The 25,148-nt window shown below is 58.2% G+C and carries 22 protein-coding genes; 11 read left to right on the top strand and 11 right to left on the bottom strand.

All coding sequences use genetic code 11. The annotated features are described in order from the left end of the window. Nucleotides 1-12: 12 nt before the first annotated feature. Entirely contained in the window at nucleotides 13-1,194 is a 1,182-nt protein-coding gene (locus CAK95_RS05030; RefSeq protein ID WP_086086941.1) for a lytic murein transglycosylase, read from the top strand. 462 nt (nucleotides 1,195-1,656) lie between these two features. Here the strand turns inward: CAK95_RS05030 and CAK95_RS05025 are convergent, their stop codons facing one another. Together CAK95_RS05025 and CAK95_RS05020 are read right to left on the bottom strand one after the other, a co-directional pair. Next, on the bottom strand, nucleotides 1,657-2,895 hold the full coding sequence (locus CAK95_RS05025; protein ID WP_245303631.1) for a sensor histidine kinase: 1,239 nt from the start codon (nucleotides 2,893-2,895) through the stop codon (nucleotides 1,657-1,659). Continuing rightward, on the bottom strand, nucleotides 2,892-3,623 hold the full coding sequence (locus CAK95_RS05020) for a response regulator transcription factor (RefSeq protein WP_086086940.1): 732 nt from the start codon (nucleotides 3,621-3,623) through the stop codon (nucleotides 2,892-2,894). Before CAK95_RS05020 ends, CAK95_RS05025 begins: the two co-directional genes overlap by 4 nt. A 796-nt stretch (nucleotides 3,624-4,419) precedes the next feature. On the opposite strand from CAK95_RS05020, the gene CAK95_RS05015 reads away from it, so the two are divergent. Together CAK95_RS05015 and CAK95_RS05010 are read left to right on the top strand one after the other, a co-directional pair. After that, nucleotides 4,420-5,028 (top strand): methyltransferase family protein, encoded by a 609-nt coding sequence (locus tag CAK95_RS05015; protein ID WP_157699549.1) that lies wholly within the window; start codon nucleotides 4,420-4,422, stop codon nucleotides 5,026-5,028. Between the two features lie 613 nt (nucleotides 5,029-5,641). Then, complete coding sequence (locus CAK95_RS05010; RefSeq protein ID WP_086086938.1) at nucleotides 5,642-6,496, top strand: DUF3313 domain-containing protein; 855 nt, start codon at nucleotides 5,642-5,644, stop codon at nucleotides 6,494-6,496. 372 nt (nucleotides 6,497-6,868) lie between these two features. Here CAK95_RS05010 and CAK95_RS05005 read toward each other — a convergent pair whose 3' ends face one another. From CAK95_RS05005 to CAK95_RS04985, 5 genes are read right to left on the bottom strand one after another with little or no spacing between them, the layout of a single operon-like run. Beyond that, entirely contained in the window at nucleotides 6,869-7,885 is a 1,017-nt protein-coding gene (locus CAK95_RS05005) for a zinc-binding dehydrogenase (RefSeq protein WP_086086937.1), read from the bottom strand. Nucleotides 7,886-7,941: 56 nt separating this feature from the next. Then, nucleotides 7,942-8,922 (bottom strand): ABC transporter substrate-binding protein, encoded by a 981-nt coding sequence (locus tag CAK95_RS05000; RefSeq protein ID WP_086086936.1) that lies wholly within the window; start codon nucleotides 8,920-8,922, stop codon nucleotides 7,942-7,944. A gap of 42 nt (nucleotides 8,923-8,964) precedes the next feature. Beyond that, complete coding sequence (locus tag CAK95_RS04995; protein ID WP_086086935.1) at nucleotides 8,965-9,750, bottom strand: ABC transporter permease; 786 nt, start codon at nucleotides 9,748-9,750, stop codon at nucleotides 8,965-8,967. 47 nt (nucleotides 9,751-9,797) lie between these two features. Further along, on the bottom strand, nucleotides 9,798-10,544 hold the full coding sequence (locus CAK95_RS04990) for an ABC transporter ATP-binding protein (protein ID WP_086086934.1): 747 nt from the start codon (nucleotides 10,542-10,544) through the stop codon (nucleotides 9,798-9,800). Next, a complete protein-coding gene (locus CAK95_RS04985) occupies nucleotides 10,525-11,304 on the bottom strand; it encodes a GntR family transcriptional regulator (RefSeq protein WP_086091191.1) in 780 nt (259 codons plus the stop codon). Before CAK95_RS04985 ends, CAK95_RS04990 begins: the two co-directional genes overlap by 20 nt. 239 nt (nucleotides 11,305-11,543) lie before the next feature. Here CAK95_RS04985 and CAK95_RS04980 point away from each other — a divergent pair, with 239 nt between their 5' ends. The 7 genes from CAK95_RS04980 (at nucleotide 11,544) to CAK95_RS04950 (ending at nucleotide 19,748) form a co-directional block, all read left to right on the top strand. Continuing rightward, a complete protein-coding gene (locus CAK95_RS04980; RefSeq protein WP_086086933.1) occupies nucleotides 11,544-13,136 on the top strand; it encodes a UbiD family decarboxylase in 1,593 nt (530 codons plus the stop codon). A 272-nt stretch (nucleotides 13,137-13,408) separates the two neighbouring features. Beyond that, entirely contained in the window at nucleotides 13,409-14,149 is a 741-nt protein-coding gene (locus CAK95_RS04975; RefSeq protein ID WP_245303629.1) for a GntR family transcriptional regulator, read from the top strand. Between the two features lie 145 nt (nucleotides 14,150-14,294). Beyond that, nucleotides 14,295-14,720 (top strand): PaaI family thioesterase, encoded by a 426-nt coding sequence (locus tag CAK95_RS04970; protein ID WP_086086932.1) that lies wholly within the window; start codon nucleotides 14,295-14,297, stop codon nucleotides 14,718-14,720. After that, on the top strand, nucleotides 14,717-15,523 hold the full coding sequence (locus tag CAK95_RS04965) for a VOC family protein (RefSeq protein WP_086086931.1): 807 nt from the start codon (nucleotides 14,717-14,719) through the stop codon (nucleotides 15,521-15,523). Before CAK95_RS04970 ends, CAK95_RS04965 begins: the two co-directional genes overlap by 4 nt. Then, nucleotides 15,516-17,000 carry a class I adenylate-forming enzyme family protein gene (locus CAK95_RS04960; protein WP_086086930.1) on the top strand — a complete coding sequence of 495 codons (1,485 nt, stop codon included), beginning with the start codon at nucleotides 15,516-15,518 and terminating at the stop codon, nucleotides 16,998-17,000. Before CAK95_RS04965 ends, CAK95_RS04960 begins: the two co-directional genes overlap by 8 nt. Further along, nucleotides 17,000-18,094 (top strand): PLP-dependent cysteine synthase family protein, encoded by a 1,095-nt coding sequence (locus CAK95_RS04955; protein ID WP_086086929.1) that lies wholly within the window; start codon nucleotides 17,000-17,002, stop codon nucleotides 18,092-18,094. Before CAK95_RS04960 ends, CAK95_RS04955 begins: the two co-directional genes overlap by 1 nt. A 31-nt stretch (nucleotides 18,095-18,125) precedes the next feature. Beyond that, a complete protein-coding gene (locus CAK95_RS04950; protein WP_086086928.1) occupies nucleotides 18,126-19,748 on the top strand; it encodes a gamma-glutamyltransferase family protein in 1,623 nt (540 codons plus the stop codon). Nucleotides 19,749-19,941: 193 nt separating this feature from the next. On the opposite strand, the gene CAK95_RS04945 is transcribed toward CAK95_RS04950, so the two are convergent. Continuing rightward, nucleotides 19,942-21,066 carry a Bug family tripartite tricarboxylate transporter substrate binding protein gene (locus tag CAK95_RS04945; protein ID WP_157699548.1) on the bottom strand — a complete coding sequence of 375 codons (1,125 nt, stop codon included), beginning with the start codon at nucleotides 21,064-21,066 and terminating at the stop codon, nucleotides 19,942-19,944. Between CAK95_RS04945 and CAK95_RS29055 the strand changes: the two genes are divergently transcribed. Beyond that, a complete protein-coding gene (locus CAK95_RS29055) occupies nucleotides 21,065-21,412 on the top strand; it encodes a hypothetical protein (protein ID WP_157699547.1) in 348 nt (115 codons plus the stop codon). The two genes, CAK95_RS04945 and CAK95_RS29055, sit on opposite strands and share 2 nt — an antisense overlap. 12 nt (nucleotides 21,413-21,424) lie before the next feature. Here CAK95_RS29055 and CAK95_RS04935 read toward each other — a convergent pair whose 3' ends face one another. From CAK95_RS04935 to CAK95_RS04925, 3 genes are read right to left on the bottom strand one after another with little or no spacing between them, the layout of a single operon-like run. Beyond that, entirely contained in the window at nucleotides 21,425-22,351 is a 927-nt protein-coding gene (locus tag CAK95_RS04935) for an ABC transporter substrate-binding protein (RefSeq protein ID WP_086086925.1), read from the bottom strand. Further along, nucleotides 22,348-24,666 carry a xanthine dehydrogenase family protein molybdopterin-binding subunit gene (locus CAK95_RS04930; protein ID WP_086086924.1) on the bottom strand — a complete coding sequence of 773 codons (2,319 nt, stop codon included), beginning with the start codon at nucleotides 24,664-24,666 and terminating at the stop codon, nucleotides 22,348-22,350. Before CAK95_RS04930 ends, CAK95_RS04935 begins: the two co-directional genes overlap by 4 nt. Continuing rightward, on the bottom strand, nucleotides 24,666-25,148 hold the full coding sequence (locus CAK95_RS04925; RefSeq protein WP_086086923.1) for a (2Fe-2S)-binding protein: 483 nt from the start codon (nucleotides 25,146-25,148) through the stop codon (nucleotides 24,666-24,668). Before CAK95_RS04925 ends, CAK95_RS04930 begins: the two co-directional genes overlap by 1 nt.

Here is a 25,148-nt window from a genome sequence, read left to right as displayed (position 1 = left end):
AATGGAGCAGACATGCGGGTGACGATCCTGGTTGCGATGCTATCGGTCATGTGGGTCGGTCACTCGGCAGCCGCCGCGAGTTTCTCATCGTGTGTCGCTGGCTTGAGGGCGACAGCAGTCAAGGCTGGCGTCAGCCATTCCCTCGCGTCCCGCGCGCTCAGTCTTAGACAACCGGACGAAAAGGTTCTGCGGCTGTCAGCGCTCAAGCCAGAATTTAACACGCCGATCTGGGACTATCTCGGCTTTCTGGTAGACGAGCAGCGCATTAAGGACGGTCGTGACATGATGCAGAAGTACGATCGCGTCTTGCGATCGGCAGAGCAGCGTTACGGTGTCAACCGCCACGTGATTGCAGCGGTTTGGGGCATTGAAACCGACTATGGACGGGAAGTCGGTGATCATTTTTTGCCGCATGCTCTGGTGACTCTTGCATGCCAAGGAGAACGTCGAACGGCCTTCTGGCGCGGGGAGCTGATTGCTGCGTTGAAGCTTGTCGATCGTGGCGATCTCGAACTCGGCAAGCTCCAAGGGTCGTGGGCCGGTGCGTTCGGACAGACGCAGTTCATTCCGTCCACTTATCGGCGTCTCGCCGTTGATTTCGACGGCGACGGACGGCGCGATCTCGTCAACTCCGTTGCCGATGCGTTGGGCTCGACGGCCAATTATCTGAAACGCGCTGGCTGGCGGCGCGGCGAGTCCTGGATGATTGAAGTGAAAGTCCCACCGGGCTACGTCGGCCCGACGGGACGCAAAAACAAGGCAGCTTTGTCTACCTGGGCGCGCCGTGGCGTGATGCGTGCGGACGGAGCTCCGCTTTCCGGCGGTGCTCAAGCCGGCCTTCTCCTGCCTGCTGGACGTCAGGGGCCAGGCTTCCTTGTCTTCCGCAACTTCAACGCGATTTATGCTTACAATCACGCCGAATCCTACGCCATCTCCGTCTCCTATCTCGCGGACCGGCTCGCCGGCTATCCATCACTGAGGACGGCTTGGCCAACCGACGATGCCGGCCTCTCGCGCGCCAAGCGTCTCCATCTGCAAAAGCTGCTATTGGCGAGCGGTTATGACCTTGAAAAGACAGACGGGAAAATCGGCCCGGCGACACGCGAGGCCATTATGGAAGCAGAGAAGCATTTCGGCATGCAGCCGACGGGCCGCGCCGGTCAGAAGATCTACCGTGCGCTTGGTGGCAAGTAAGGGTCGCAGCAAGGATTGCGTCTCGCTCCAAACGTTGGTCCGGCGATATTCAATCTGACGAGAAATGCTAATGAGAATGTAAACGAACGCTATAGCGACAAACGGCCGGTCCCGAGGGATCAGCCGCTGAATCAGGCGGCGGTCGCTGTTACCATTTCGTCAGCTCCGTCGCTGACTTCGGATCGCGCACCCGCTTTTTTACCGTAAAACTTTTCGATCATCTCGACCGAGGTGCCCATGTTAGCCGCTAGCTGAAAGACGCTGACGCCCTCCGACAATCTCATCGTGGCTTAGGTGTGCCGGAGCGAGTAGGGGGCTCGCTTCATCCCGTTGGACCCGTAGAGGATGCCCACACGTTTGAGCGCTTGCTGAAAGCTATTCTTGAAGCTGAGAATGGGCTTTCCGTCTGGATGGCAAAACAGCGTTTCACTCGGTGAAACCCTATCGAGAGACAGAATTTGATTATCGTTTTTGGTAAACCGGCAGCTTCACAATCTGGAGCAAGCCAGACAATGGACCATTTTCTATCGTGATGGTACCACCGGTGCGCTGCACAATCTCATATGCGATCGTCAGACCCAGCCCTGCGCCATCGATATTCTTTGTGCGCGCAGGGTGAGCGCGGAAGAATGGCTCGAACACTTGCCCAAGCAGATCCTGCGGAATCCCTGGTCCATCATCTTCGATGACAACGCGCGCCTCTGAAGGCGTGCTTTCGACGGCGATGCGCGCCCGCTTCCCGTGGGTAGCGGCGTTAATGATCAAATTGCGAAATGCGCGATTGAGGCTGGTTCGGTTTGCCCGCACGATCGCCTCGGCGGTGCCGGTGAGCGTGACGTCATATGACAATGCCCGCAGCTCGTCCGCGAGCTCCGAAATCAGCGTGTCGAGCCTGAGAGACTCTGGTGCGGACTTCCCGGCCTCTTCCCGCACGAGGAGGATCGCACTGTCCGCAATCCGTGCGAGTTCGTCGATGTCTTTGAGCCACATTGCGCGGTCGTCATCGTCTTCGACGAACTCTGCCCTCAGGCGCATGCGCGTGATTGGCGTCCGCAAGTCATGTCCAGCGGCGGCCACAAGGCGCATTCTGCTCTCCATCGCCTCTTTGAGACGGGAGGACAGGGAATTGAGTGCCTTAGCGGCGACCCGTACCTCCGCCGGCCCCTTGATCGCAAGCTCGGGCAGCAGGGCGTCCGGCCCCACCGACTCGATCGCTCTTTCAAGCAGGACGAGAGGCTTGACCATCCGGTGGGCGAAGAAGAGCGCGATCGCGATCGCGCCAAGGGCAATTAGCGCGAGCCACATCAGAACTATATTAAAAACTCCGCCCGGCGGGGGTAGGTCGGTGAGTTGTGTAACAAGCCAGCCTTGGTCGAGAGGAATAGACAGCATAGGCAGATCGCGGAGATTTCGAGACACTAGGACATCGCGTGGCACTCCCCGCGCTTTCAACGTTTCGCGTAGCCAGGAGGTTACCTCCGTCTCGACCTCGCCTTCGGCTGGTTTTTGCTGGATCGGCACCAATGCCGGCGCAGCGCGCGCTATTCCCACCAGCAATTGAACCTGCTCGGCCATGGGACCGATTGCTTGCCGTTCATTCGGCGGTCTCAGCAGGTAGATGAGCACGCCCGTTATGATGCTGACCATCGCAATGATCACAATGGCAACGAGCATGGCAAGTTTGGCTCGCAACGTGGTCATGATGGAGAGTCCTGCAACTCGACCTTCACGACCAGCTGATATCCGCCGTTGCGAACAGTCTTGAACAGGCGTGTTGCCCCCGAGGCGTCCAACTTGCGCCGGAGGCGGCTGATCAGGACGTCGATCGAGCGATCGAGCACGTCGCCCCCGTCACGGCCATGCGTGAGATCCAGAAGCTGATCCCGCGAGAGCACGCGTCCAGGTCGGTCCAGGAATGTCTGCAGCAGATCGAATTCAGCACCTGTCAATTCGATAGCGTTGCCTTGAGGGTCCACGACGCTGCGCGTTTGCGGGTCCGCGATCAATCCTTCGAATTGATACACCTTTGAGGTCGGAGCTTGCGAGGTCGTCTCGGAACGGCGTCGCAGGACGGCGCGAATCCGTGCCACCAATTCACGCGGGTTGAACGGTTTGCCGAGATAGTCGTCGGCTCCCATCTCCAGGCCGACGATACGATCGATATCCTCCTTGAGAGCGGTCAGCAGAATGATGGGGATTGTGTTTCGTTCTGCTTTCAAATCTCGGCAGGCGTCGAGGCCCGACCCATCCGGCAGCATCACGTCCAGAACGATAAGATCGATTTTATTGGTCGCAATGCGCTCACGGAGTTCGCGGCAGCTCGACGCTAATAGAACGCGAAATGCCTGCCCTTCGATATAGCGCGCGAGCAGTTTTCGGATTTCCGGATCGTCGTCGACCACCAGGATTTGCGGCGTGTGTGTACTCATAAGTGTTGTTCGGCACTGGCTTAGGGGCGCACTTTTACCGCGAAGTACGGTCGAAGGAAGCCGTCATTTGTAACAAATTGCGTCTCGCGATCTCTCCAGAAACATTTCGACACAAATTGGTCGCGGCCAAGACAGTTAGACACGAATTGCCCTATGCGAGCAAAGCGTTTGGTTTATGGGCATCTGCACCTGTCCAGGGGCCCGGCTAACAAGCATCCCAAGGTCAACGAGTGTAGAGGGAAATGCAGGATGATTGCTGTTGCCGAACACCGGCTGATGCGGCTGCTTGCACTTCGTTTTTCCTGTTCCTCAATTCTGCGGCCTACGCGCAAGGACCCTCGGCGGCAATGACGGTCATGGCCGCACCAGTAGAAAAAACTCAGCTCGATAAGAGTATTGCCGCAACCGGAAGCGTATCCGCCTGGCGCGAGAATGTCTGGCGGTCACCCAAGGATAAGTCTGATCGTCAGATAATCGTGACCCATCAGATGTGATCTGCCGGTTCTGTATCTCTGTTGCGATTGGACTGAAAGCGCACAGACATCTTAAGACACACGCCTGACATTCGCTGCACAGGATCTCGTGCCAGAAAGGTTGGAAAGCGATTGAAGGCAACGAGAAGAATGCGCAGACCGGTTCGTTTTGTAAGGCAACAACGTATTCTCCGAGTGTTTGTCCGAGCCATGATAGAGGATGCGGCATGGCGCGCGGCCCTGAAAAGGCCAGGCATTATCTCTGAATGGGCAGATGCAAGGGTCGCGCTCAAATGATAAGGCGGCCTCTGGTTTGTCCTGGTTTGGATCTCGGAGCGCTGCAGACCGGGCGTAAAATCGTTCTCGCCGCGTTTGTTGCAGTTGGAATTCTTCTCTTTGCGCTTGCGGAGCCCAGCTATTCTCTAGATGCGTTTGCTCGTAAAGCCATCGAGTGGGGCGGCCTCCTTCTGATCGCCATATGCATCATTGGCCGGACTTGGTCCTCTTTCTATATAGGAGGCCGTAAGGGTATCGATCTGGTCGATACAGGTCCATACTCAATCATGAGAAATCCGCTCTACTCTTTCTCGATCGTCGGAGCGGCGGGCATCGGTGCTCAAGTTGGGAGCGCCACTATCGCGTTTTTGTGTGCACTTGTCGCGTATTCGGTTTTCGCTGTTGTGGCTCAACATGAAGAGCGACTGTTGTTGCGAAAGCATCGCCGTCAATTTCCCACCTATTTCAGGCGCGTTCCCCGCTTTGTGCCTGACATATCGTTATGGCGCGATGAAGAGACCCTCACGATTTATCCGCATCGGGTGTACATGACATTTTTCGATGCGTTGCTTTTTCTGCTTGCCGTACCGCTGGCCCAACTCTGTAAACACTTGCAATCGGAAGGCGTGCTGCCGGTGCTGATCGCCCTCCCATAGCCACGTCAACTGAAAGGCTGTGTTCGACCCGATGGGAGCATGGCGAATGAGTGTGGGAAAATGGGTGCGCCGCCTCCAGCAGCGCGCGCAAAATTGCATAGCGCAGCGTGTTGCGCCGTTGGGACGTGTTGGAGCGCGGCTAGTTCGACAGCGCGCCGCTGCAGCCGGCTGACAAGAACGTCAACGAAGCGACTGAACGCGTTTCTTCGCGAGCGGATTGTCCTGACAAGATCTCCAAACGACGCTGAATTCACCTCGAAGCGATTTGGATAGCAATTTTTGTGACAAAGGCTGTTTTCTATCCAGCCGGACATCTTTCGACACAAAAATCGGTGGTGGAGAAACAGTTCGACATCACTCGCCGGAATATGAGTCACGAGAGCCCCCTATGGATAGTGCAGCGTTAACATTCAGGGGGATTCAGTGCGCAGCCTTGGTAATCACAACCAGTCTGTGGCCTGCGAGACGGTTCGCTTCTACAAGCGACAAAGACGGGTCAAGTATCACAATGCTCTCAGATTGATCGGTGTCCGGTGGCGGCTTTCGCCGTCGGATATGCTCCAAAAAGGGGCGTGTTCATCGTGTGCAAGTCAAGGCATGCCGGGGGCAGCCAATGTGCACGCGTCGTAAGCCCTTATTCCTCGCGACACTGGCGATCCTCCTTCTGCCCGGCTGTGCGACTGTGCCTCTTGTGAGGGGTTCCAGCCTGTCATCATATGATGGAATGGCTAACTCGGATGGCAAGATTACGAAGTCGCGCATCCTTGTGAAGAAAGAGCAGGTGCTGGCGGCCAAAACGATCAATATCTTGTCGACGGCATTTATGCCTTCCGTCGCTCCGACGTTGTCAGATCAGCAGCGTGCTTTAGTCGCGAATGCGGTCAACCGGGCTCTGTGCGTGAATCTCAGCGACCGCTTTGTCGTTGTTCCCCCGGATGCTCCCGCAGATTTGTCCGTGCGCGCCTCGATAACAAAGGCAGCGCCTACGGATGAGCTTGCGGCTGGTGTTTCTGCTGCGGCCTCACTCGGCGCAAGTTTCATCGACTGGGGAACTTCGGTTCCGATTCCGATCCCTCGGATTCCGATTGGCTTGGGAGATCTCTCCATTGAAGCGGAAGCCGTTGACCCTCGCGGCCAGCAACAAGCTGCAATGCTTTGGGCGCGGGGTGCGACCGTGTTGTTCAGTTCGCCGAAGGCATCCAAGGCCAGTGATGCGTATGATTTGGCGAAAGCGTTCGGAGAGGATTTTGGGTATTTGCTCGTGAAGGCCGAGTCTCCATTCAATAACACCAGTGGTCCCAACTTCCCGACCTTGCAAAGGATCAACTCGACCATGGGGCTCGCGCCGAAACACGCGGCATGTGAAAACTACGGCCGTTATCCGGGTCTGATGGGTGTGGTCGGCAACAAGTTGGGCTTGCCGCCTGAATGGACTGATCAAGGGCCTAAGAAGATGGCAAGGCCCTAGGAAAACAGACTGCGCGGTCGATACGTCAGCCGCGCAGCTTTATCGAATCAAGTGTGTGCGTACCGAGCGTAAACCTCCGCGCGTCGTTCAAGCGTGAAGTAAGAAGGGTGACCCGTTCAGAAAGGCGCACGGACTCACCATGGGCATCAGCGCGCTTTTGAGGCGTGGGCTGGCGCGGTGTCCATAACCGCTATCGGGCGGGTCGCCGGTTCTCGAAACATCCCCAGTAGGCACAGTCCGCCCGGATGCGATACATCATCCGGAGCGGTCCTGTAGCTCCGCCGGATAGAGCGGCGGTTTCGAATCCTCGAACCTCCACCACGCAGTCTCTGCATATGTTAGTCGAAGTTTCGGATATGATGTTGCTGGCTCTCAGGGAGTGACGACGATCTTGCCCATGACCTCGCGGTCACGGATCATGCGCAGGCCTTCCGCCGCTTCTTCAAGGGGCAAGACCTTGTCCACCACGGGCTTCAGGCGGCCGTCCTGAATCATGTCCATGAGGGCGGCCAGGTTCTCGTGGTAGAAGCTGTTCGAGCCGATAATCTTCAGCTCGAAGCTCCAGATGTAGCGCAGGTCTTCCTTGGGATCATGGCCGGCCGTCGCGCCGCAGACCAAGATCGTCCCTCCGCGCTTCACGCACCGAAGCGAGGGCACCCAGGTGTCGCCACCGGTGAAGTTGATGACCACATCCACACCGCCCTCATAGGTCCGGCGCTGGGGCTTGCCATACTTCTCGACGGCCCATTTGGAGAAATCGGTTTCCCGGTAATTCACCACATGGTCTGCTCCCAGTTCCTTCAGGCGCGTCATCTTGTCCTCGGATCCGGCGCAGGCGATCACCTCACAACCCATCTCCTTGGCCAGCATCACGCAGCCGGTGCCGACGCCACCGGAGGCGCCCAGAATCAGCACCTTGTCCCCCGCCTTGATGGTGTTGTGGGTGACGAGCATCCGGTGCGCAGTGCCGTAGGCCACCGGAAGAGAAGCCGCGTCGACGAAGCTGACGTCCGGCGGCATCCGGATCAATTGGCCAACGGTGACGACGCAATATTGCGCCATCCCGCCGTCCATCATTTCTCCCATCAATCCCTTGGCGGGATTGAGGGGATTGACGAGCACCCGGTCCCCGATCTTCCAGTCTGTAATTCCCTCGCCCAGTTCGGTGATCTCGCCGGCCATATCGAGACCGATGATCACCGGCAGCGGCACCTTGATGCCCGGCATGCCCTTCACGGTGAAGACATCATGATAGTTGAATGAGGAGGCGCCAACCTTGATCACCACCTGGCCCGGCCCCGCAATCGGGACGGGGTAGTCATTGACCACGGACAGGTCGCTCACATCGCCATGCTGCTTGAGCAACAGGGCCTTCATCGTCGCGGGCATGCGATCTTCTCTCTTTGCTGGGTTAGTACGCTTTCGCCTGGCTTGATACCTGACGTTTACTTGATGGCCTTCGACTGCTCGAAGGGGGTGGGATTCATGCCGCCCGCAGGAAGTTCTCCCTTCACCGCGCCGACGCTCTTGAAGATCTCGAACTGGGCCTTGAGGGAGGCGATGGCATCGGGGCTCATGTCGACCGTATAGATGTCGTCCCACAGCGCGGCATAAGCCTTGGCGTCGGTTTCCTTTAGATGGGCACTCGCCACAAGAGCCTTGGCCACCGCCGCCTTGTCTTTCTTGCCGAACTCATAGGCATCGCGCATGGCGGCCACGATCTTGGCCGCGCCCTCCGGATGCGCCTTCAGCCAGTCATTGCGGATGAGGCCGAGCGCGAGCACGGGCGGAGCATTCTTGCCCGTGATCTTCGCCCATTCCTTGCTGAAGGAGCTCAGCTTGTGCAGTTTCAGCTCCGGTAGGAGCGCCAAGGAAACGCCGCGTAGCGCCGCCACATCGATATCCTTCTGCACAAGAAACTGGGCAACGCGCGAATCGTTGCCCGGGACCGCCTGGTAGTCGGACGCCGCGAAACCATAGTTCTTGTCAAGAATAGCGGCGGTAATGGCGGCCGTTGCACTTCCCGCGGGAGACATGCCGATCTTCTTACCCTTGAGCTCTTCCATCGTCTTGATGGGCGAATCTTCCAGCACCACGAAATCGAGCTGCGCCACCTGGGTGGCCAGGATGATGCTCATCGGCAGGCCGTCCGCGACGACGCTCATGGAGCCGCCCGCGCTCGCGCCGATGGCGAAATCAATGGCGCCGGCCGCTATGGCTTTGGTGGGGGCGTTCACGTCGGGAAAGGTGATGTACTCCACCTCAAGCCCGCGTTTCTCCATAAATTTTCCAGCCTGCAGGACCGAGCCGAAGCCAAGGCTGACACCCGAGCTCCAGTAGCCGATGCGTACCTTCTGTGCTTCGGCGTGACCGGCCAGACCGGTGACGATGGCGAGGGCGACCGCGGCAATCGAGAGATGTTTCAAGGGATTCTCCGAGTTCGTGTTTTCATGAAGCTTGAATGATCGTTATTGAGTCTCTGGACGCTTCTTCCATGCAAACAAATGCTGTTCTACCGGCTTCAAGACAAACCCTTCTAAAATTATCATCAGTGCGACCAAGGTCAGTGTCCATGCGAACACTTGGTCGGTCTGAACAAGGTCGGCGGCCTGACGCAGGCGATATCCGATACCGCTACTTGCCCCCAATGTTTCCGCAACGATGCTGACCCGGGCTCCGAAGCCGAAAGCCAGACGCGCGCCCGCGAAGAAAAGGGGCAGAATTGTCGGCAGGTAAATCTTGGTTAGCATTTGCAGACGCGACATGCGGAAGGTGCGCGCGAGCTCGATGAATTCCGCGTTCACGGTCTGCGTTCCCTGCCAGACATTGGTCAGGATCAGGGGCATCGCCGTCATGAACACCACGAAGATGGTGCTCCAGTTGGACAGGCCGAACCAGATCAGCGCAAAAATGGCCCAGATGGAAGAAGAGACCGTGTTGATGATGGTCAGGACAGGCTCAAAGAACTCACCCAATGTCCGGCTCGCTCCGAGCAGCAGACCCAGAACCGTGCCGATCACCGCCGCAAACGCGAAACCCATGAAGATGCGGTAGAATGTAATCCCGAAATCACCCCAGAATTCGGGTCTGGCGACAAGTTCCTGCCAAGTCTTCCAAACCCGCGACGGGCTCGGCAGGATGAAGGCCGGTGTGCCCAGCGAAGCGATCTGCCACCCGAACAGCAGAAGCCCGAGGAGCGCAAGCCTGAGAAAGACGAGGCGCAGTCGCTGCTCCCGTGTGGCCTGAATGCGCATCGGTAACTTTATTGAAGAAAAGGGAAAGGGCAGGGCTCGAAAATTCATCACAGCTTCAGGCGCAAACGGCGCACCTGCTCCACCACTTCCGGCGCCACCGGATTACGCGGATAAGGAAGATCGATGAGAACGTTCTCACGCACGCGGCCAGGACGCGGCAGGAGCACCACGACCTTGCTGGCGAGCACCACGGCCTCCTCCACATCGTGAGTAACGAAGACAATGCTCATCTTTTTCAACGCTGCGATCCGTAGCACCTCATCATGCATCTGAGCGCGGATGGAGGGGTCGAGTTTAGAAAACGGTTCGTCCATCAAGAGTATGGAGGGCTCGGTGACGAGCGAACGCCCGAGCGCCACCCGGCTTCGCATGCCGCCCGACAATTCGTGCGGATAGACATCGGCAAATTGTGACAGCCCCACGAGGTCCAACGTCTTGCTAACCCGCTGGTGCCGCTCGGCGCGCGGCACACCGGCCGCCTCAAGGCCAAGGGCCACATTCTGCGCAGCGGTGCGCCAGGGAAACAATCGGTCTTCCTGGAACATGTAGGTCATGGAGCGCCAATCGTGGAATTCACAGGAGCGTATATTGTTGAGGTAGATTGTCCCGCAGTCGGGCTGAAGCAGTCCGGCGACGATGTTCAACAATGTGCTCTTGCCGCAACCCGACGCGCCCACCAAAGCAACAATGCTGCGCTCAGGTACGTCCAGTTCGATATCCCGCAGAACTTCCAGCTGTACGCCATCGCGGCGCATGAAACTCTTGCTGACCCGATCAACCTTGACGACGCTCAATTCCCGCCCCCTTCATCTGTTCTGCGTGACTGACCGGGACGAGAGCGTCTGAATCTTTGAGGCTTGAAATGACCTTCTCCATCGTCATTTCCCAGAAGGTCTCCACATGCCGGCGCGCGACGCGCTCGGCCGCATCGGCGTCCCCCGCCACCAAATGCTCGATCAGATGGGTATGGTCGTTTTCGATGTTGGGTCGAACGCCCTGCACGCCGAAGCCGAGCGCTACGAGGCGGGTCATCTCGTCAAGCAGGCCTGAGAGAGTCCGGCACAGACGCTGGTTGCCCCCGGCGACGGCAATGGCCATGTGGAAACTGCGATTGGCCTCAAGGAAGAAATCAAGCTGGTTACCCGGCTCCACCGGCACCCGCACCCGGCAGGCATGCTCAAGGCGCTCCAACTGGCCGCGATTGACCCGGCCCACCGCGAGCCGCGCCGAGAGGGGCTCAAGATGACGGCGCAGTGAGAATACCTCGTCCACGTCCTTCATCGTCACCGGCGTGACCCGGTAGCCGTGACGCGGCATGGAGGAGACGAAGCCATCCTGGATCAGACGCTGCAGCGCGATCCGGCAACTGGCCTTTCCCAGTTCCAGGCGCTCCATCAATTCGGCTTCGGTGAAGCGGGCGCCCGGCAGCAACCGGCAGGAAACGATCTCCTGGCGCAGAATGTCGTAGGCGTGATTGCCCTTCAGGGTTGAATTGGAAACTTCAACAATGCGACCTGTCGCCGGGATACCCAAGTATCTCGCGTTCTCCGACATTGAATGCTCCACATCCATCTGTGAGCAGCCTACAGATGAATTTTGGAGTTCTCAACACGCCATTTTTAGTCGGTACTTTTCAGTTTCACATTATTTTACAATGGTATAACAATTACATGCTGATCAATGCCTACAATTTGTGAGCATCTCACGATTATCTGGCTACAATTTGGTCAACGATTTGGCTGCGTGACCTTTGGTCAAGACGGGAATGAGTCTCGGAATAGAGGGGGATTTCGGTGGACGAGAATTTTCGCCAGTTTCTGGATCGGCTGCGCCAGCACGGAGAACTTGTCGACCTTCATCAGCCCATTGATATCCGTCACATCGCGACTCTCGTCGATCAGTCGGACAAAGCAATCTTCTTTCATAATGTGATTGGGTACAAAATTCCTATTGTATCCGGGGTGATCCGGACGCGCGAGCGCGCGACCATGGGAATGGGCTGCACCGACTTTTCCGAAATCGAAAAAAGGCTTGCGAGCGGGCTGGCCAATCCGATTCCGCCGACACGCGTTGAGTCCTCGGTATCTCACGAGGTCATCATGGAAGGTGACGAGGTCGATCTCTACAAACTGCCGATCCCCATGTCATCGATCTACGACGGCGGCCCGATGATTACAGCTGGTGTTGTGGTCGCGCGAGATCCGGAACTTGGCGTCAATACGGGCATCTATCGCTTTATGGTTAAAGAGCGAAACTTAACCGGCATCGATATCGTGACGCCAAATAACATGAGACTGTTTGTTCAAAGGGCGTTCGAAGCCAAGCGGCCGCTACCGATCTCGATCAGCATCGGTACTCATCCGATTGAGTTGATTGGGGCTGGTTACAAAGCGCCGCTTGGCGTCGATGAAATGGGTATCGCCGGCGGCATGCGCGGCGAACCGGTCAGGCTTGCGCCCTGTAAGACGGTCGATGTGCCGTATATCGCCGATGCTGAAATCGTACTGGAAGCCGAAGTTTTGCCAACCGGCTGGACCTATCCCGAAGGCCGCTTTGGCGAATTCACCTGGCTCATGGGCGGATTGCACTGGAATCCGCTGGTCCGCGTGAAGGCCGTCACCATGCGCAAGGATGCTGTTTATTACGCCCTCCACATGCCGTGGGAGAATACGTGGATGATGGCTCCGACGCGTTACGCCGCGATCCGGCAGGCGCTTCGTACGGCCGGCATTAGCGTCAAGGACATCAATGTGACGATGGGCGGCGTCACATTCTGGCACGCGGTGATTTCGATCCGCAAACAGGCCGGAGAGGGAAAAAATGCGCTGCTTGCGGCGCTTTCGGTCATGGATCTCAAGCATATCGTTGTCGTCGACGACGACATCGATGTCTACAATCCTGTCGAGGTCGAATGGGCCATTGCTACGCGCGTGCAGGGCGACCGCGACATTATGATCGTCAACAATGCACGCGCGAAGCCGCTCGATCCAAGCCTTCCCCCGACACCGTCCGGTGTTATTCCGACGACAGCCAAGGTTGGCATCGACGCGACGATCTCCGAAGGAATTCCGAAGGAACGCTTTGAGAGAATCACTTACGCTTACGCGGACACGGCCAAAATCGCTGATTATATGGCCGGCAAGGGGGATGCGAGCGGAGAAGCCGCATCGTTAAAAATTCTTCCGGAACTCGCTGGAAAAATTGCAGATGTGCTGGCGCAAACGCCTCTCTATTTCACGGACATTGCGGAGCGTTTTTCCGGGTTCGAGTTCAACTCGGTGGCGAGGGCGATCGGACTCCTGCATGAGCAACAGAAACTTTGGCAGGACCCGCGTGGCAGGCTCTGCTTGAAGGATTCCGCCTTCGCAGCGAAACTGCCAAGCTAAGATGAAAGATCGAACGGTTACGATGCCGTCAAGATCATTGGCACGCCCGCACCGGCACCCTGCCACGTCGAGCCAGTGAAGCGGAGACGTCATAACGTTCGAGGTTGCCCGCAAATGACAGTCCCTGTCCACAGTCGGTAGCGGCATCGAAGCCCCGTCAGACTTTGCGCCAAAAAAGTACCGATTCACGTATTGAGATCGTGTAACCTCTGTCGTAGGATGCTCACGCATTACACGTACGATGCTCAGTCGGTCAGCCAGGATGTGCACCGTTGAATTCCGCAAAAAATTATAACGACAATATTGTCGCTCAGCCTGATGCCGTCAGGGCCAATCAGGCTTACGATTTGCTGCGTCGAGAAATCGTCTCGTGCCGGATCTTGCCTGGCTCCCATGTTACTGAACCCTGGCTCATGGACCGCTATTCACTCGGCAAAGCCAGTTTGCGGATCGCGCTGCAGCGGCTCGTTCAGAGCCGCTTGATCTCCTCCATCCCACGACAGGGGTACCGTATCGCGCCCGTGACGGTGAAGGACGTCGAGGAAATTTTTTGCCTGCGCCTATTGATCGAGCCGTGCGCGGCACGCCTCGCGGCGGGTCGTGTCAACCGGGCGCAGCTCGAACGACTTGAACAGATTTGCCGCGGACAGATGCCGGAGGATGTTGGCAATCAGATCGATTTTTTCTGGGAAGCCAACAAAAGTTTTCACATGGCGATCGCCATCGCTTCGGGGAACGAACGTCTGCAACGCACGCTCTCCGGGTTGCTTGACGAAATGGCGCGCCTTGTGGCGCTCGGTTTTGGCGCTCAGGGTGTTCGTCCAAACATCGAACGCGACCACACGATGCTGATCGAGCATTTGGCGCGAGGGGATGCCGATGCTGCGGAAGCACTTGCGCGTCAGCACGTTGAGACTTTTCGCAGCATGACGATGGAAAAAGTTCTCGCGAGTCTAAAAGACGCAGCAGCAACCATTCCGCTCCAGCCGCTGGCACGGACGCTCAGGGATTAGACTCTAATGATCTTTCCGTTCTCATGGACATGATTCAGAAGGCGAGTTGAACCGGTTACGACAAGGATTTTTTACTTGAACAGGCGGCTGAAGGTTTGCGCTTGATCCGCGATCGTGAAGTGATGGGAAAGATTGTGGTTACGCCATGAGTGAGATTACTACACCTCTGACAAAGGAAGACGTTGAGGCTCGGTTGCTGCGCGGGCCATTTCACCAGTGGCTCGGACTTAAGGTGGTCGAGCTCGGTGATGGCGAGATTGAGATAAGGGCGACTTGGCGCCCGGAATGGGTTGTTAACGCCGAACGAGGGTATGTCCACGGTGGCATTCTCGCGACACTTGTTGATCTCACAGCTGATTGGGCCTTGGTATCGAAGACCGGTCGTGGCGTTCCGACGGTCGACCTTCGCGTAGACTATCACCGCGCGGCGATGCAAGGCGATCTTGTCTGCCGTGGCAAGGTTATAAAATTCGGAAGCCAGCTTTCCGTCGCTGAAGCCCAAATCCTCGATACCGAGGGCAGGTTGCTGGCAAGCGGCCGCGGTGTCTACATGACTGCTGCACCAAAATGAAGAAAGGTGCCCGTGCGGCGGTAGATCACGTCGTTGTCAATACGCTACGCGATATGGAACGTGCTGCGGCGATTTTCACGACGCTCGGATTTACCCTCACGCCGCTCGGACGTCACTCGCTGGGCTCTATTAATCATCTCATGATGACGCCGGGCGCTTACCTTGAGCTTGTGGGAGTGCCGACTGAAGGATTGCAGCGGCAGGACGTTCTGAACAGTCCCTTTGGCCTCAACGGGCTTGTGTTTCGGAGCGAGGATGCTGACAAAACTTACGCGCTGCTCACCAAAGCGGGAGTTACCCCCTCGACCCCGACCGCATTCTCGCGGCCGGTTAACCTGGGCACACAGGTGGCCGATGCCAGGTTTCGGACAGTTCGTTTGCCGGATGATTTGTTCCCGGCCGGCCGCGTCTATTTTTGCGAACACCTGACGCCTCAGCTTGTCTGGCGAGACGAGTGGATGACGCATCCCAACGGCTTTCGGCAAATAGAGATTATCCGGGTCGAGTCTCCGTCGCCGGAACGGGATGCGGCCCGATACGCCGTCGTTGCGGGCCAGACACCGCAACAAACTTCCGCGGGTTGGCAGGTCACGACAATTGACAAAATTCGAATAGAGTTTGTTGCAGGAAAGACGTCGCGCTTTTCCGCGCTTGGCCTCGTGTTTGGTGCCCTTGATATCATATCGGCGGCAGCCTCAGCCACTCCAGAGGTGAACTGGAGGTTGACCGAGGAAAACAGGGCCGTTCTGACCATCCAGTCGCTGGGCCTTTGTTTGGAATGCAGGAGCGCGTCGGATGAGTGACACTTTCAATCTTGGCGATCTCGTTGATCGAAGCGGTGATCCCGACGCGCCAATGATTATCGGTGTTGATCTGGACGGCCGGGAAACCATTCTCTCAAGAGCCGAGCTTGACCGTCTGGCCGACTCTGTCGCACGAGGCCTGCTTCGCCGTGGCCTGAAGCGCGGCGATCGCATCGGCCTACTCGCAGCCAATCGTCCCGACTACATTGCGGTCACGCTCGGGGCGATGCGCGCAGGTATCGTGCCCGTTCCGATCAATTTCAAATTTCCAAAATCGACGATCGCCTTTGTGATCGAAGACAGTGCCGCGATAGTCGTGTTCTGCGATTCCGAACGCCGCAGTCAGGTGCCCGACGGAATAGTTGCCGTTGCTTTTGAAAGCCCGGAGTTTCGGACGTGGCTTGATCCGGGCGCGATTGAGCCCATTCGACCGCGGGACGATGAAGCTGCACTGATACTTTATACATCGGGTTCGACTGGCCGACCGAAGGGCGTTTTGCTTTCGCACGCTTCGCATTTATGGGTCGCGCGCGCGCGAATGGCCGACGATAACCTGAAAGGCGAGCGGATGCTGATCGCCGCGCCGCTATATCACATGAATGCGCTTGCCAATGCGTTTCTCGCCTGTCTAAGCGATGCAACGATTGTGCTTTTGCCGCAGTTTCAGGCGAAAGCATATCTCGCCGCGATCGGAAAATATAAGTGCACGTGGATAACCGCGGTGCCTCCGATGATCGCCATGATGCTGCGTGAGAAGGAAGCGCTCGCTCAAGCCGATTTGTCCAGCGTTCGCGTCGTCCGAATGGGCTCCGCGCCGGTCAACGACACTCTCGCTGCGCAGACGCGCGAGTTGCTACCGAACGCGCGCATCATCAACGCCTACGGAACGACTGAAGGCGGCCCGGTTGTTTTTTCGGACAAGGGAGGAGCCCCGAGCGGATCGGTCGGCCTTTCCCGGCCGGATGTTGCCGTGCGCCTTGTGGGACCCCAGGCGCCGGACCTGGGCGTACTTCAAATGAAAAGCCCGGCGATCATGCTAGGCTATCACAATCGACCTGAGGCGAAGTCGCCCGTTACGGCCGACGGATTTTACGACACGAGTGACGTTTTCCGTCGTGACGCGGATGGATACTACTATTTTGTCGGGCGTACGGACGACATGTTCGTTTCGGGCGGCGAGAATATATTTCCCGGCGATGTCGAGACGATGTTGGAGACGCATCCCGACGTGATGCAGGCCTGCGTTGTTCCGGTGGATGACGATATCAAGGGAACGAAACCTGTTGCATTTGTCGTGCGACGTCCCGGAGCAAAGCTGGACGAAACAACTGTCAAACAATATGCGCTTGAGCATGCGCCTGCCTACCAGCATCCCCGGCACATCTGGTTTCTGGACGCGATGTTGCTTTCCTCCACGAACAAGATTGATCGCGCGGCATTACGACAACGCGCCGAAGGGGAGCTGCGGAAACCGTGATGCCTGTCGCTGGCGTGTCCCAGGCACTGCGGGCCGAAGCGGATTGCCGCAATTGGCTCGCGTGGGCGGTCGATCGCATTGAGGCCGACATCAATCGCTCGGCGGACACGCACCTCATAAGGCTCCCGCTGCCGAAAGCGCCCGGTATCTCTCTATACCTGAAGGATGAGTCGAGTCATCCGACCGGCAGCCTTAAACATCGGCTCGCCCGCTCGCTATTCCTTTATGCGCTCTGCAATGGCTGGATCGGCCCGGATACGACCATTGTCGAGTCGTCGTCAGGGTCCACGGCCATTTCCGAGGCTTATTTTGCCGGCTTGCTTGGTCTGCGTTTTATCGCCGTTATGCCGCGATCGACGTCACAGGAAAAAATTGCCGCGATTACGTTTCACGGCGGCGAGCCTTATCTTGTCGATCAGTTCGACGTCTCAAGCGAAGCAAAACGATTAGCCTGTGAGATCGGCGGGCACTTCATGGATCAGTTCACCTACGCTGAACGTGCCACTGACTGGCGAGGCAACAACAACATCGCCGAGTCTCTCTTTGCACAGCTTGCCCTGGAGGAGCGGCCGATCCCTGACTGGATCGTCTGTGGCGCGGGTACCGGCGGCACGTCGACCACGATCGGGCGCTACATTCGCTATCGCAAATACTGTACGCAGCTTTGCGTCGCGGACCCGGAAGGCTCGGTTTTTCATCGGCACTTTGCCGACCCAACGATCCATCGCGTAGATTGTTGCGACAGCGTCATCGAGGGCATCGGACGCATGACGGTCGAGCCGTCGTTCGTCCCCGAAATTGTCGATCGCATGATCGCGGTGCCGGACGCAGCAAGTATCGCAGCGGCGCGACTGGTCAGTGACCTTCTCGGTCGCTTGTGCGGAGGATCTACCGGAACCAATATCTGGGCATGCCTTCAACTCATCGAAGGCATGCGTTCAGCGGGTGCCGAGGGAACCATCGTTACGCTGCTCTGTGACAGCGGAGATCGCTACAGATCAACGTTGTTTAGCGACCGCTGGCTCGCGGAGCGGGGCTTTAATATTGAGCCCGCCTTGACACGGCTCGAAGGCGTCTTCGGTCGCGCCGCTTGAAATTTAAATTGAAATGAAGTGTGAGATTGCCATGAGAAGCTTCGATTGGAACGTCGGCTATCCTTCGCGACGGTTGCCGGTCTTTGGCCGTAGCGTCGTTTCGACGTCTCATCCTCTCGGTGCGCAGGCCGGCCAGCAAATGTTGCGTAGCGGCGGCAACGCGGTCGACGCTATCATCGCCACCGCTGCGGTTATGGCGATTGTCGAGCCATGCAGCAACGGTTTTGGATCCGACGCATATTGCATTCTCTGGGACGGCAAGGAATTGCACGGCCTTAACGCCTCGGGATTGTCACCAGCAGACTGGTCGCTTCAGTATTTCATCAAGAAATATGGCGAGGGACATACCCGTCCGCCGGCCCGGGGTTGGGATTCCGTAACAGTGCCGGGCGCGGTCGCGTCCTGGGTCGCGTTGCATGAACGCTTCGGAAAGATGTCGCTTGGCGACATTCTCGCTCCGGCCATTGAAATTGCCGAGCGAGGATATCTAGCGCCAACTGTAGTTCAACAAAAGTGGGAAGCTGCGGCAAACGAAGAATCAATCTCGAAACAGCCGGGTTTCGCCGAAATGTTTTTGCCGCTTGGGCGCGCGCCCAGGGTGGGCGAGCGTGTCACGCTGCCTGGCGCCGCACGGATGCTGCGCGCAATCATCGAGACCAAAGGGCAGGCATTGTACGGTGGCGAAATTGCGGAAGCGGTCGAGAAGCACGCTCGTGCGAACGGCGGGGTGATGACGGCGGCTGATCTCGCAGCCTTCCGGGTCGAATGGGTCAAGCCGATTGCAAAGAATTATCGAGGCTACACGCTGCACGAAATCCCTCCTAACGGGCAGGGGATCGCGGCGTTGATGGCACTTGGAATTCTGTCGAACTTCGATCTCTCTAGCCTCGCGGTCGATGGCGTCGACGTGCAACATATCGCAATCGAGGCGATGAAGCTGGCCTTCGCCGACACGTACGCCCATGTCGCCGATCTTTCGCACATGCGGGTTACCCCGGAACAGTTGCTTGACGACAGATATCTCGCAGAGGCCGCTAAACTTATCGATATCAAGCGCGCCCAGCCCTTTGCGGCCCGCAACCCGGTCAGAGGCGGCACCGTATACATGACCGCAGCCGATGAAGGCGGCATGATGGTCAGCTTTATCCAAAGCAATTTCATGGGGTTTGGATCCGGTATTTGTCTGCCGGAGTGGGGCCTTTCTCTTCAGAACCGCGGCCACGGCTTTAATTTGAATCCGGCAAGCCCGAATGTCGTCGCGCCGAGGAAGAGGCCGTTTCAGACAATTATTCCGGGGTTTCTGACGAAGGACGGCGCTCCTGTCATGAGTTTTGGGGTCATGGGCGGAAACATGCAGCCACAGGGCCATGTGCAAACGCTTATCCGCATGCTGGATTTCAATCAAAATCCTCAGGCTGCATGCGATGCGCCGCGGTGGCGCTTCAACGCCGGCTTGGACATCAATGTAGAAGCTACGATGGATCCAAAATTGGTCGAAGCCCTTGCTGCGCGGGGTCACGAAATGAGCGTTATCGACGACAGCTATCAAGATTTCGGCGCAGGCCAATTCATTTGGCGTATGGGGGATCCTTCGATCGAGGGGTACTGCGCCGCGAGCGATTCAAGACGGGATGGCTACGCCTCAATTTACTGATGACGCAGGGCATGGACGGCGTGGCAGCCGGTGCTGACCGCCTCAGTAAACGAGGCGATGACGCACAGCGCTACTGGCCCGTCTGCCGTGCCGGCGGCGATCTCATCACGCTTACATGCTAACTGCGGACGAGATCTAAGCTGAGAAGGTTGGGTCGAACTAATTGCGCCGTTGTCTGAGGACTATGGCTATCTCAATTCGTTTTCATTCCTGAAGCTTTCAGCACCGAGGTCCAGCGAGCTCGTTCTTCCTGCATGTATTCGGCCGCCTTAGTTGGATCAGAATTGACGACCGGTTCATAGCCCTGTGCTGTCAGCTTGGACTGAAAGTCTTTGTCGGCCATCACTTCATGGGTTGCTTTTGCAAGTTGATCGATAATCGGCTTCGGCGTACCTGCCGGCGCAAACAGGCCCATGAAAAGCTGCGCAATGAAACCTGGATAACCTGCTTCAGCGCTGGTTGGCACGTCCGGCACGGCCGTAATGCGCTGGTCTGAGGCTGCCACCAGGATACGCACCTTGCCGGAATTGTGCAGCTCAATCGCTGCTTCCGATATGGTCGCGGCCACCATCGGAATGTGGCCAGCGACGAGGTCGGCAAGTCCAGGTGCGGCGCCCTTGTAAGGGATGTGAACGATCTCAGGCAGCCCGGTAAGCTGCTTGAACATTTCACCCGCGAGATTGGCCATGGTGCCAGCGCCTGCTGATCCATAAGAAAGCTTGCCGGGATTGGCTTTCGCAAATGCGACCAGCTCCGGCAGCGTTTTCACCGGTAGCGCAGCATTGACGATGATGGCGCCGACTGAAATCGCCATGATGGAAACCGGCACGAAATCCTTGGTCGCATCGTAGGTGAGGTTTGGCATGAGCACCGGGTTGAGGACGAGGTCGCTGGTGCTTCCAATCACCAGTGTGTAGCCATTAGGTGATGCGTGCGCAGCCGCTGAGGTTCCGATGGTGCCGCCGCCACCACCGATGTTTTCAACGAACACCGAGCCAATAGATGTCCGCACCCGTTCCGCCCATTGCCGGCCGATAATATCGACCACGCCACCGGCGGATCGGGGAACAATGAGGCGGATTGGATTTTCGGGATATTTGCCCTGTCCGAAGGCGGGAAACGGGGCAATCCCTGCCGCCAAGGCGAATACGAGCGCAAGAGCCACGCGGCGATCAACGGTGTCGTCCACGATTTTTCTCCGAATTGTCGCCGAATGGTAAGGAGCAAGGCTGGCAACAGCGAGACCATTTATTGGGCGATGCGGCATCAATCTTTCATCACCAATCAATGGCAGCAAGGAGGACGCGCGTAAGGTCATGGCAGAGGTCAGTTCATGGCTGACCGAACGTCTGAAGTTGCAGGTGTCGGCAGAAATGAGCGGGATCATCAATGCAAGCGAGAGGCAACCTTCCTTGGCTCTGCCGGTGTTAATAGTGGACATGGCGGCGGCAGAGAAGGCGTCGAGCTACTTTGTCGTCCTGCCGACTGAGCGGCGACCGATGATAGAAATCATGCGGCGCGTTGGGGGCAAAGTCATTTCGAGCTATCTAGATTCTGGTGCCGGTGACGTATTGTCAGAAGCTGGCCCCTTGTTGATGGCCAATCTCTCGTTGCGAAGCGTCGATGCCGCGGGCGGTGTGCCGCTCGGAAGAAAGCTGCGATAGCGCTGAAGTGCCTCAAGACTTGCAATCGGATGTCATGATGTGGACCGCAACGACATCAGTATAGGATGGGGTGCCCCGCAGCACGCCCATGTCATGGCAGAATTGATTCATCACAGCCACCGTGTGTTCGGATATCATCGGATCATAATAAGGCAGATCGCGCCGGATTAGTTCGGCGATCAGCTCGGTCTCCTGCGCCGGAAAGACATTTCGCGCAGCCTGTGTCGCCAGCGATACGTCGTCCCTCAGAGCCCTAAGCGTCGCGGCGATTGCGCGCACCGCGCCATGGGCCGCCTCCGGGTTTGATTCAATCAATCGATCGCTCGTGGCCAACGTCGGCAATGTGTAGTCGAAGCAAACTTTCGGGCCGTCGCCCCGGCGGACATCAAGCACGATCTTTCCGGCGCCGGACATGACGGCAAGTTCCGCACCCATGCCGTTCGCCCAGAAGCCGTCGATGCGCCCCTCAGCCAGCGCGCGAGCCGCTGTCACCCCGATATTGACCTTGGGTCCAAGTGATCCTTCCAGAGGCGCGATTCGCACGCCGTCTTTTTCCGGGTCGATGCCCGCTTCGGTCAGCAATCTGCGCAGCCCGAGCTCGACCCAGGGTGCCGCGGCGATCCGGCGTCCGCGTACAACGCTGACATCGCCCCGCTTGCCCGCAATGTCGGAGCGCATCACCAAAAACCAGTACATCCCTTGCGACAACGCGCAGATCAACTTCATACCTTTCCAGTCCGGGAAGGCCGCAAGACCGGCATGCGCTTCAGCCGCCACGAAATCGGCCTCGCCATCGCGCAGCGCTTCGTAAGTGCGACCCGCAGGCGCAATCAGTTCGACCGAGATGTCGAGCCCTTCCTGCTTGAAAAAGCCGAGCTCCGCAGCGGCGACGACCGGGAAATAGGAGTTGGTGATCAGATCGGGGACAGCAAGTTTCATGATCGTTCTACAACCGGCACATCTCCGACATGGCGGAGCTGATCGAGCGCGTCGAGCACCTTTTCAGGTGTGAACGGCATTGTCGTCAGTGATGCACCGGTCGCATCCTGGATGGCATTGGCAATCGCCGCCGCAATGCCGAGCATGCCGGCTTCGCCAATGCCTTTGACGCCACCCGGTCCGAAGCCCATGCCATGTTCAGCAACAACGCTTTCAAAATGGGCTGGCAGATCCCGCACCTTCGGCACACGATAGGTCAGTGGCGTAGCGTTTTCCGGTTCGGCGCCGCGATAGCGCAACTCCTCAAACATGGCCTGCCCCAGCGCCTGCATCGCTGCACCCTCGATCTGCCCGTGACAGGCCTCGCGGCTCAACGCGCGGCCGGGATCGGCGCTGACGATCAGCCTGTGCAAAGTCACACGCCCGGTCTCGTCATCGACGCTGACTTCGGCGACCGACCAGCATGGCATCCACGAAATGTTGCGCGCACCCATCGGCGTATCGGGATCGTACGGCTCCTTGAACGCGCCGCGCCCGATGAACTCCCATCCAATGCCGCCATAATATTTGCGCACCATCGGCGTGAGCGGATGCACGACGTTGCCGCGGCGGACAGTCCAGCCTTCCAGAACGATTTCCGAGACATCGCAATCAAGGCGCTCGGCTGCGAAGGTCTCGATCTGCTTGCGCACCTCCGCCGCCGCCTGCTCGATGGCGCGGCCGGTGACAAGCGTGCCGCAACTCACATGCGTGCCATTGTCCGGCGGGCTATGATCGGTATCGATCGGCGCATAGGTCGCATTGGCCAGCGGCAGACCGAGAACATCGGTCGCGATGCGGCACAAAGCCGACGCCGCACCCTGCCCGACATCGACGACCGCGGCGCTGACCATCACCTCACCGTCCTGCGTCACACGAACCAGCGCCTGTGCGTGATTGCCGGTACCCCCGGCATCTTTCAGGCCGACGGCGAATCCGATCCCGCGGCCTTGTTGACGTTTGCTTGAATATCCGATGCGCTCGGCAACATCCTGAAGACCGGCGGACAAATCGCTGTCCATGCCTCGCTCATTCGGCGCAAAGGGCTGATCGACATCGAGAAGATTACGCATGCGAAAGGTGAGTGGGTCTTCGCCCAGCCGGCGCGCAATCAGATCGATCTGCCGCTCGCTGGCAAAGGAAGCCTGCGTGCCGCCGAAACCGCGGAACGACCCCGATGGAACAGTGGTGGTGCGCACGATCCGGGCGCGGCTGGCGATCGCCTGCCAGTGATATCCGCCGCCAACACGAAAACCTGTCTTGACCGCAACGAGCGCCGACGCATCGGAGTAGGCGCCGCCATCAAGCACGATATCGGCGCGGCGCGCCGTGAGGCGGCCTTCGCGATCGACCCCGGTCGTCAATGTCAAACGACCCGGATGCTTGACCAGCGTAAGGATGCTTTCGTCCATCGACAACGCAAGCCGCACGGGCGCGCCGGCCTTGCGCGCCATCAGCGCCACCAGCGGCTCCATCTTGCAATAGGATTTGCCGCCAAAGCCGCCGCCAACCAATGGCGTGTGGATGCGAACGCGATGCAGCGGCAGTCCGAAAATGCGGGCGATATCGCCGCGAATGACAAAGGGGTCCTGATTGCAGGACCACATTTCAAGCCGGCCGTCATTCCAGTGCGCGATATTGACGTGCGGCTCAAGATGAAAATGATTGATGCGCGTCACCGCAAAGGTGTCGGTGAACACCTGGTCAGATGCGTCAAGGATGGCTGTCGCGTCGCCATAGCCGAAATTGTATTCGCACAGCACATTTCTGACCGGATCCGCAACGCTGCTCCAGCCCTTCCCGACCGGAATGGGAATACCCGGCGTCGGGCCATCGAAAAGCGCCGGCGCATCGTCGGCGAGCGCATCCTCCACCGTCATGAGCGGCGGCAAGGGCTCGTAGTCGACCTTGATCGCCTGCGCAGCACGAAATGCGGTCGCTTCGTCCACTGCAACAATGGCCGCAACCGGATCGCCGACAAAGCGCACGCGATCGAGCGCGATCACCGGCTGGTCGCGCAAGCCGACGCCATAAAATTGCTCCGCCAGCGGTGCAACATCGTCGCCGGTCACGATGCAGACGACGCCGAGGATCGCCAGCGCTTCAGTTGTATCGATGGATCGAATGCGAGCATGCGGCAAGGGACTGCGCAGCAGCTTGCCGTGCAGCATGCGCGGGAGCGCCGTGTCCCACGTATAAACCGCCGCCCCGGTCACCTTCGCGTTGCCTTCGGTCGGCAGTTCATCGTTCCGGGAGGTTTCCTGGACTCCATGCATCACGCATGCTCCAAAGCGTGAGCGGGGATTACGCGGCGAACCGCCTCGACGATCGGACCATAGCCGGTGCAGCGGCAGACATTGCCCCCCAGCCAATCGCGGATAGTCTCTTCATCGGGCTCGGGATGAGCTCGCAGCAGCGCAACGATCGACAGGATCATGCCGGATGTGCAAAAGCCGCATTGAAAGGCCGAATTTTCAAGAAACGATGTCTGAACGGCATGCAGCACGCCGTTCTGCGCCAGACCCTCGACGGTCATGATCGAGCGACCATCGACAACAAAAGCGAAGGTCGCGCATGCCGCGACCGGCTCGCCGTCGACAAGCACCGTGCAGGCGCCGCACACACCCTGATCGCAGGCGACCTTGCAGCCCTGCAATCCGAATGTATCGCGCAAGACGTCTGCAAGAACCGTGCTCGATGCGACTTCGCAATGACGCAGCGCGCCGTTGATCGTCAGGGATAGAGTCATCGATTTCAT

The organism is Pseudorhodoplanes sinuspersici, assembly GCF_002119765.1.
GTDB lineage: Bacteria > Pseudomonadota > Alphaproteobacteria > Rhizobiales > Xanthobacteraceae > Pseudorhodoplanes > Pseudorhodoplanes sinuspersici.
This window is presented reverse-complemented; position numbering and strand designations above follow the sequence as displayed.

Bases quoted from the DNA above. Each gene is read 5' to 3' on its own strand.
- CAK95_RS05030 (WP_086086941.1), top strand. From the start codon at position 13: ATGCGGGTGACGATCCTGGTTGCGATGCTATCGGTCATGTGGGTCGGT.
- CAK95_RS05025 (WP_245303631.1), bottom strand. From the start codon at position 2,895: ATGACCACGTTGCGAGCCAAACTTGCCATGCTCGTTGCCATTGTGATC.
- CAK95_RS05020 (WP_086086940.1), bottom strand. From the start codon at position 3,623: ATGAGTACACACACGCCGCAAATCCTGGTGGTCGACGACGATCCGGAA.
- CAK95_RS05010 (WP_086086938.1), top strand. From the start codon at position 5,642: ATGTGCACGCGTCGTAAGCCCTTATTCCTCGCGACACTGGCGATCCTC.
- CAK95_RS05005 (WP_086086937.1), bottom strand. From the start codon at position 7,885: ATGCCCGCGACGATGAAGGCCCTGTTGCTCAAGCAGCATGGCGATGTG.
- CAK95_RS04995 (WP_086086935.1), bottom strand. From the start codon at position 9,750: ATGCGCATTCAGGCCACACGGGAGCAGCGACTGCGCCTCGTCTTTCTC.
- CAK95_RS04985 (WP_086091191.1), bottom strand. From the start codon at position 11,304: ATGTCGGAGAACGCGAGATACTTGGGTATCCCGGCGACAGGTCGCATT.
- CAK95_RS04970 (WP_086086932.1), top strand. From the start codon at position 14,295: ATGAGTGAGATTACTACACCTCTGACAAAGGAAGACGTTGAGGCTCGG.
- CAK95_RS04965 (WP_086086931.1), top strand. From the start codon at position 14,717: ATGAAGAAAGGTGCCCGTGCGGCGGTAGATCACGTCGTTGTCAATACG.
- CAK95_RS04960 (WP_086086930.1), top strand. From the start codon at position 15,516: ATGAGTGACACTTTCAATCTTGGCGATCTCGTTGATCGAAGCGGTGAT.
- CAK95_RS04955 (WP_086086929.1), top strand. From the start codon at position 17,000: ATGCCTGTCGCTGGCGTGTCCCAGGCACTGCGGGCCGAAGCGGATTGC.
- CAK95_RS04950 (WP_086086928.1), top strand. From the start codon at position 18,126: ATGAGAAGCTTCGATTGGAACGTCGGCTATCCTTCGCGACGGTTGCCG.
- CAK95_RS29055 (WP_157699547.1), top strand. From the start codon at position 21,065: ATGGCAGAGGTCAGTTCATGGCTGACCGAACGTCTGAAGTTGCAGGTG.
- CAK95_RS04945 (WP_157699548.1), bottom strand. From the start codon at position 21,066: ATGACCTTACGCGCGTCCTCCTTGCTGCCATTGATTGGTGATGAAAGA.
- CAK95_RS04935 (WP_086086925.1), bottom strand. From the start codon at position 22,351: ATGAAACTTGCTGTCCCCGATCTGATCACCAACTCCTATTTCCCGGTC.
- CAK95_RS04930 (WP_086086924.1), bottom strand. From the start codon at position 24,666: ATGCATGGAGTCCAGGAAACCTCCCGGAACGATGAACTGCCGACCGAA.
- CAK95_RS04925 (WP_086086923.1), bottom strand. From the start codon at position 25,148: ATGAAATCGATGACTCTATCCCTGACGATCAACGGCGCGCTGCGTCAT.